The sequence below is a fragment of the Pseudoalteromonas sp. Isolate3 genome (assembly GCF_022398505.1).
Taxonomy (GTDB): domain Bacteria; phylum Pseudomonadota; class Gammaproteobacteria; order Enterobacterales; family Alteromonadaceae; genus Pseudoalteromonas; species Pseudoalteromonas apostichopi.
In genome coordinates, this window is the sequence record NZ_JAKEVN010000152.1 from 1 (window position 1) to 7,174 (window position 7,174).

At 42.7% G+C, this 7,174-nt stretch carries 5 protein-coding genes; 1 reads left to right on the top strand and 4 read right to left on the bottom strand.

The window, feature by feature from the left end; translation table 11 throughout:
- The first annotated feature begins 116 nt into the window (after positions 1 to 116).
- On the top strand, positions 117 to 2,252 hold the full coding sequence (locus tag L1D46_RS18925; protein WP_239978038.1) for a S8 family peptidase: 2,136 nt from the start codon (positions 117 to 119) through the stop codon (positions 2,250 to 2,252).
- An 88-nt stretch (positions 2,253 to 2,340) separates the two neighbouring features.
- Here the strand turns inward: L1D46_RS18925 and L1D46_RS18930 are convergent, their stop codons facing one another.
- The 4 genes from L1D46_RS18930 to L1D46_RS18945 all read right to left on the bottom strand — a co-directional run bounded on the left by L1D46_RS18930 (position 2,341) and on the right by L1D46_RS18945 (position 7,107).
- Complete coding sequence (locus tag L1D46_RS18930) at positions 2,341 to 2,814, bottom strand: peroxiredoxin (protein WP_239978039.1); 474 nt, start codon at positions 2,812 to 2,814, stop codon at positions 2,341 to 2,343.
- A 106-nt stretch (positions 2,815 to 2,920) separates the two neighbouring features.
- A complete protein-coding gene (locus L1D46_RS18935) occupies positions 2,921 to 4,846 on the bottom strand; it encodes a methyl-accepting chemotaxis protein (RefSeq protein WP_167658702.1) in 1,926 nt (641 codons plus the stop codon).
- A gap of 283 nt (positions 4,847 to 5,129) precedes the next feature.
- Positions 5,130 to 5,885 (bottom strand): class I SAM-dependent methyltransferase, encoded by a 756-nt coding sequence (locus L1D46_RS18940; protein WP_167658703.1) that lies wholly within the window; start codon positions 5,883 to 5,885, stop codon positions 5,130 to 5,132.
- 43 nt (positions 5,886 to 5,928) lie between these two features.
- Entirely contained in the window at positions 5,929 to 7,107 is a 1,179-nt protein-coding gene (locus L1D46_RS18945; protein ID WP_239978040.1) for a response regulator, read from the bottom strand.
- Between the last annotated feature and the right edge of the window lie 67 nt (positions 7,108 to 7,174).

The following is a 7,174-nucleotide window of genomic DNA, read 5'->3' on the forward strand; positions in this document are numbered from 1 at the left end:
CCAAAATAGAGACAACCATAATAAAACGATATTTTAACTAAATTTACATTTATTTTACCTTTGTCCCCCTTCGCGAAAAATACCGTGAAGATTTACATAACAATCTAGGGATCATTATGACAACTAACAACAACTTGAAGAAGTGCGCAATTGCACTGAGCTTGACTGCGTTGTTTGGGACAACAGCAGCAATGGCTACTCCAAACCAACTTATGTCGCCATCTATGCAGGAAACTGCAGCAAAATTACAAGGTCAAGAAGGCTTTGGTACACAATTCATCATCAAATATAAAAATAACAATGATGAAATGATGACTATGTCGGCAGCAGAACAATCGCCAACTATGATGAACAAAAAAGCAAAAGGCTTTGTTAAAAACTTCACCAGTAAGAAAGGTAAAGTAAAAGCACAATATGTTCGTGCAATGGCGATGAATAATCACCACGTAATGCGTGCTGATAAAAAACTTTCTGCTCAAGAAGCACAAGAGTTCATGCAAGAGGTGCTTGCAACAGGTAATGTTGAATACATCGAAATTGACCAAATGTTAAAGCCATTTGCAACGCCTAACGACCCTCGTTATGACGACCAATGGCACTACTACGAGCAAGCAGGTGGTTTAAACCTTCCTACAGCTTGGGATACAGCAACAGGTAGCGGTGTGGTAGTTGCGGTACTTGATACAGGTTACCGTCCTCATATTGATCTAAACGCAAACATCCTTCAGGGCTATGACATGATCTCTAACGTGTCTGTAGCAAACGATGGGGGCGGTCGTGATAGCGATGCTCGCGATCCAGGTGATGCAATCAGTGCTAACGAGTGTGGTTACACACACGGTGCTCAAGACTCTAGCTGGCACGGTACGCACGTTGCCGGTACAGTTGCAGCTGTTACTAACAACGGTGAAGGTGTTGCAGGTGTTGCTTATGATGCGAAAGTAGTTCCTGTTCGTGTACTTGGTAAATGTGGTGGTTTAACATCTGATATCGCTGACGGTATTATCTGGGCTTCAGGTGGTTCAGTTTCTGGTGTACCAGCAAATGCTAACCCTGCTGATGTTATTAACATGAGTTTAGGCGGTAGCGGCTCATGTAGCTCTACAACACAAAATGCAATTAACCAAGCCCGTAACAACGGCACTGTAGTCGTTATCGCAGCAGGTAATGACAACGATAACTCTGCAAACTACAACCCAGGTAACTGTAATGGCGTAGTAAACGTTGCATCAGTAGGTCGTAACGGTGGTCGTGCATACTACTCAAACTACGGTAGCAACATTGATGTTGCAGCACCGGGTGGCGCACAAAGCTTTGCTAATGATTCTGAAGGTGTGTTATCAACTCACAACTCAGGCTCAACAGGCCCAAGCAGCGATTCATACCACTACTCGCAAGGTACATCGATGGCAGCACCACATGTTGCGGGTGTCGCTGCGCTAATCAAGCAAGCTAAACCTTCAGCAACGCCTGATGAAATCGAAAACATTTTAAAATCAACAACCCGTTCTTTCCCAGCAACATGTACTAGCTGTGGGACAGGTATTGTGGATGCGGCAGCAGCAGTTGCAGCGGCATCAGGTACAACTCCGCCACCACCAACGGGGAATGTGTTAGAAGATGGTCAAGCACTAACAGGTTTAAGTGGCTCTGCTAGCAGCCAAACTTTCTACACAATGGAAGTTCCAACAGGTGCGACTAACGTAACTTTCACTATGAGTGGCGGTACAGGTGATGCTGACCTTTACGTTCGTGCAGGTAGCGCACCAACAACGTCAACCTATGATTGTCGTCCATACAAAGGCGGTAACAATGAAGTATGTTCTATCGATAACCCAACAGCAGGTACTTACCATGTAATGCTGAATGGTTATTCTGCCTACTCAGGTGTTAGCTTAGTGGGTGATTTAACTGTATCAGGCGGAGGTTCAGGCTCAGGTTCACCACAAGCAGGTGGCGGCACAGTGACTGATATCTCGGCAAGTGCAGGTCAGTGGAAACATTACACATTAGAAGTACCAGCAGGTATGGCAAGTTTCACAGTAACGACTTCTGGTGGCTCGGGTGATGCTGACTTATTCGTTAAGTTTGGTAGCCAACCAACGTCATCAAGCTATGACTGTCGTCCGTACAAAAACGGTAACGCAGAAACATGTACATTCAGTAACCCACAAGCAGGTACTTGGCACTTAAGCTTAAATGCATACAAGACTTTCTCTGGTGTGACATTGGATGCACAGTATCAACCTTAATAGTTGATCTCCCCAGTTCCCCCCTGGGACTTTCAGCCGGACTTACGTCCGGCTTTTTTGTATTTACTTAATTAAGCACGAATTACTATTAAAGTTTTTCTAGCACAGCTTCAGCGCGGCTCACAACAAACTCTTTATCTTGTTCAACAAAAAGCCCTGTTACTATTTGGTTTTCAACGATCATCGCGTAACGCTTTGAGCGCACACCACCAAAACTTGCCGTATCTTTATCTAAACCAAGTGCTTTAGTAAAGCTGGCATCACCATCAGCCAACATACGAATGTGCTCAGCATTGTGCGCTTCACCCCATGCTTTCATTACAAATGCATCGTTTACCGATACACAGTAAATTGCATCAACGCCTTTGGCAGTAATTTTATCAGCTAAGGTGATAAATTCTGGTAAGTGAGCATTAGAACAGGTTGGTGTAAATGCGCCAGGCACGGCAAATAACACCACTTTTTTATCTGCAAATAATGCCTCTGTTGATAAGGTTTGCATACCTTCACTAGTTAATTCGCTAAGGGTTGCTGCAGGGAAAGTTTGGCCTTGTTCGATCATCGTGATTCCTTGAAAGAAAATAAGAGTACAGAGTATATACCCAAAAAATTGAATACCGCATGATTTAAGGGGAAACAATGCAAAACATTGTTCGCCCTTTTAAGTGTTATAAACCTAAGCTGGATTTAATAGTGTGCATTTGCTCTTGTAGGCGCAGCTGAATATCACTAACCAGTGAGTTCGACTCGCTTACTTGCCCCTTCATGCTTTGCATTGATTGGCTAAAGTTTTCGAGTAAAGCATTTTGCTGCTTAGCAAGCTCCATAGCATCAAACGCTACTTTATTGGCATCTTGCGCGTTGTCAGCTACGCCTTCTGAGTTACGTTTAAGCTCTTGGGCATTTTGTGTTTGCAGCTCGGCATCATTAGCCAACGCACTAATTTGCTCTGATACCATGGTTGAATTTTCACTTAAGCGGTTTAGCTGACTATTAATATCATCAAGTGAACCTTGTGTTTGTCTGGCAAGTTTTCGGACTTCGTCCGCTACAACCGCAAAACCTCGACCATGTTCACCGGCACGAGCCGACTCAATCGCTGCATTCAGTGCCAATAGATTTGTTTGTTCAGCAATGTTTTTGATCACCTCTATGACTTGGCCAACATCATCAACCCCTTTTAATAGCTCTTTTAAGCTATCAAGACCTTGTTCAACGCGCTCTTCAGTTCGAGAACTTGCGGTTAACATGCTGTCGGCAAAACCTAAGCTTTGCTCCATCGCCCCAAAAGTTTGTTTAGCATTATCAGCAACTTGACCATTTATGTTATTGACCTGCTCACCAATGTGTTGAATATCAGAAAGTAAACCTTGGTTTTGTTCAACCTGAGAATGGCTGGCATCCGTTTGCTGTGCAATGGTATGTAAGTGCTCGCTCATCTCTAGCATAAAGTCATTAATAACCTTCAGCATTTGTGCTCGTTCTTCTGCCTCACCACGCTGACGCTCAATCAGTTGATTAAAGTAATGGGCAATTTCACCTATTTCGGTTTTCGGGTTTTTACTCTCGATGTTTTTAAGCTCATTACTTTCAATTAAGAAAGCAAAACCATCACGTAATTGGCGCAATGGGTTAAGCACTTGGTTACGCTGTACAAAGTAAACACCCCCCGCTAAAACCACCAGCATGCTAATGGCCACACAGAACACGATAAACACTTGTTGCTTAAGATTACTTTGTTCATCTTTTAACTGTTGCTCAGCACCAAGCACCGTCGCAGATAGGGCTTCAATCTGTTCTCGAAGTGCTTGCATGCCAGTTTGACGTTGCTCAGCTTGCTCAAGAGTGGATGCTAAATCACGTGGGAAACGTTTAGGCCAGCTACTTAGTTCAGCTTTAATATCACCGGCTAAGTCTTCAGCTTCTTCACCAAAAAACAAAGCGTCTTCATCCACTTCGCTCATAACACCTAGGTTTTCAAGTCTATCGATTTTAGCAGCAAGGTCATTTAGGTTTTCAACACTTTGATTGAGGCTATTTTTAGTGTCTTGATCATAGTTAAGCACTAACTTGTATGTATACAAAGCGAGTGATGTAACTTCGCTGTAGTAGTCAGCAGCAAGTTGATAATACTCAAGTGCAAGCACTGTTTGCGGCTCGGCTTTGCTTGCATAGCCAATTAACGATGAGGCCGAACCTGCCATTTGCCTTAACGAGTTATCGAGCAGCGCCATTTCGTTACCCGATAGCTTACCTAAAGCACGATACTTACCATTAATGTCTTTATCGAGCGCCGTCAGTTGGCTATTTAGTTGGCCCGCCAAGTCATTAGGTAGCTCAGTTAAATGCTGCTTTTTAACATCGCTTATTAGCGTTGAGGCTTTATTTAAGTGTTGGCTGTCACCTTGCTCTAAATAATCATCAAGGTAACTTTTTAAATCAATAATGATGGTGTTTTTAAGCTTATTATAAGCGTTATCTTGCTGCTCTAAACCGAGTAAAGTTTGACTAGCCCAGAACAGGGTTGCTGCCAGTAAAATACTAGCGAGAGTGAGTAAAACGGCCAATAGCCGAGTAAATGATGACACGCGCATAAACGATATTCCCAAGTAACGTTACGCGCGTAGAATATTAACCTTTTATGACAATTTGATGTAAACCGTAAAAAATAACAGGTAAAAACGAATCAAACTAAGCTAAAAGGGTTACATAAATACCAATTTGCTTAATTAAGGGGTCTATTTTGAGGCAATAAAACCTCGTCGATAACAAGGCAAAAATTTCGCTATTAAGTTGCTCTTAATGAAAAATTTTTAACGCTGGTAGCGGTAGGTTTAATCCCTCAAAATGATTAAGTATTATTGCGGATTAATGGTATTAAACCATTGCTGCCTTCACATACACATCAAAGCGGTTCTTTTTAGTTTTGATTTGCATACTCGGGGTTTTATCATTTAGAAATGGGGCGTAATCTGGGCGCTTTACGACTACTCGTTTACTAGCAAGCGGATAAGCAAAATCAAGAAGATCATCGGCATCGTTATCTCCGCCCACAAGCTCTTGGAATACTCGCATTTCTTTTTTAACAAGGGCTGACTTTTCACGATGAGGAAACATAGGATCTAAGTACACAACATCTGGTGTATCGCTGCACTGCGCCAGTAAAGTATGGCTAGAGCCAAACACTAGGCTCATGTTTTCTTTCATCCAAGGACCAATTTCAGCATCGTTATAGGCGCGTTCTAGGCCGTCAAATAATAGTGCAGCTACAACTGGGTGGCGCTCATGCAAAATCACTTTACAGCCTAGTGATGCCAGTACAAAGCCATCGCGGCCAAGGCCTGCAGTGGCATCAAGCACCACTGGCGTGGCACCTTTGTTCAAGCCAACCGCTTTTGCGATAGCCTGCCCTTTACCACCACCAAACTTGCGTCGATGGGCTGCAGCACCAGTTACAAAATCAACATGGATAGCACCAAGTTTTGGCTCGTCCTTTTTCTTTAAGCTGAGACCCTGATCGTCATAATGAAGCGAAAAGCCAACATTCTGCTCAGCCCACTTAGCCAAACCAAAACGCTGTTCGATGGCATCTAAATAAGGACGCATTTCTTTAAAAGGACAATGAATTACCACGCAAAACTCCGAGCTAAATTATTCGGCGCCAGTATAGCATGGCTTAAAATAGCTCGATATCCGTTTGTGAAGTGACATCTTCGGTCTCACTCGGTTCAGCCATTTTTTGTAAGCTAGCTAAAAGTTCACTACGCGATTCGATAATATGCTTTAGCTGATACTTTATAAACGCTAAGTCTTCATTGAGCGAGGTAAACTGCAATTGAGTTTGTTTTAATTGCTGTAGGTGAAATGCGACTTCTTCACTACTTGATAAACCACTTTGTTTAATTGACTTATTTAGCTCATCTAGTTGGGCGGCAAACTTTTCAACAGCACGTTCGCGCGAGTCACTGTTTTGGTACATTTGATCAGATAACTCATTAAACGAGTTACCTATTTGCTGCGCTTGAGTCAGTGCCCGCTCGTTGTTTTCCATGTCTTGTACTTTAGCGTTAGTAACTTCAAGAATATGCGGAAATAAATCTTTATAACGGCCATAAAGCTGGGCATCATCAAGTGGCATGTTTTTAACCAGCATCGACACTTTAGGGTAATTAATAATTGTGCGATGGCTAAAGTCAACAAAGCGATTTGCATCACGGTGTTTTTCGAGTAGCTCTTGCTCTAGTGGACACACTCCGCCCTCAGCACTACAAAATACGCCAATATCTTGATACCAAAACGCCAGCACTACATCGAGCTCCATCGGATTAAAAAACTCAAACATATGCTCAGATAACGCTTTGATATCGTGTGCATGATAGCTCTGCCCAACGTAGCGCATTATACGACCCATATCGCCTGAATCTGTCATCGCGATTTCGGCAGTGATTTGCGCTCGCTCTACATCACTTTTAAGCTTTTTAGAGTGCTGACGATATTGATATAACACGCGAATACGTGCCATGAGCTCTTCAGCATTAAATGGTTTTACAATGTAATCAGCTGCACCTGCGTTATAACCTTTTACACGGTCAGGTAAATCAGCTTTACCCGACAAAAACATCACAGGCGTATCTTTTGTTTGCGGGTTGGCTTTTAATTCGTTACATACCTCAAAGCCCGTTTTACCCGGCATTTCGATATCAAGTAAGATGATGTCAGGGTTGTACTTTGACGCCTGTCTTAATCCTTCGTCGCCATTTTTAGCATGGATCAGTGTGCAGAAGCCCGATAGCGATTCCTCAATCACATGATGGATATATTTATCATCATCAATGGCTAATACCAGTTTTGACATGCTTAATTCCTATAAACTCTTTTTTAAGAAGAATAGTACGAGAGCGTAATTTTGCGAAGAAATATTA

What these genes read in the sequence shown, in the direction of transcription:
- L1D46_RS18925 (WP_239978038.1), top strand. Translation starts at nt 117, where the DNA reads ATGACAACTAACAACAACTTGAAGAAGTGCGCAATTGCACTGAGCTTG.
- L1D46_RS18930 (WP_239978039.1), bottom strand. Translation starts at nt 2,814, where the DNA reads ATGATCGAACAAGGCCAAACTTTCCCTGCAGCAACCCTTAGCGAATTA.
- L1D46_RS18935 (WP_167658702.1), bottom strand. Translation starts at nt 4,846, where the DNA reads ATGCGCGTGTCATCATTTACTCGGCTATTGGCCGTTTTACTCACTCTC.
- L1D46_RS18945 (WP_239978040.1), bottom strand. Translation starts at nt 7,107, where the DNA reads ATGTCAAAACTGGTATTAGCCATTGATGATGATAAATATATCCATCAT.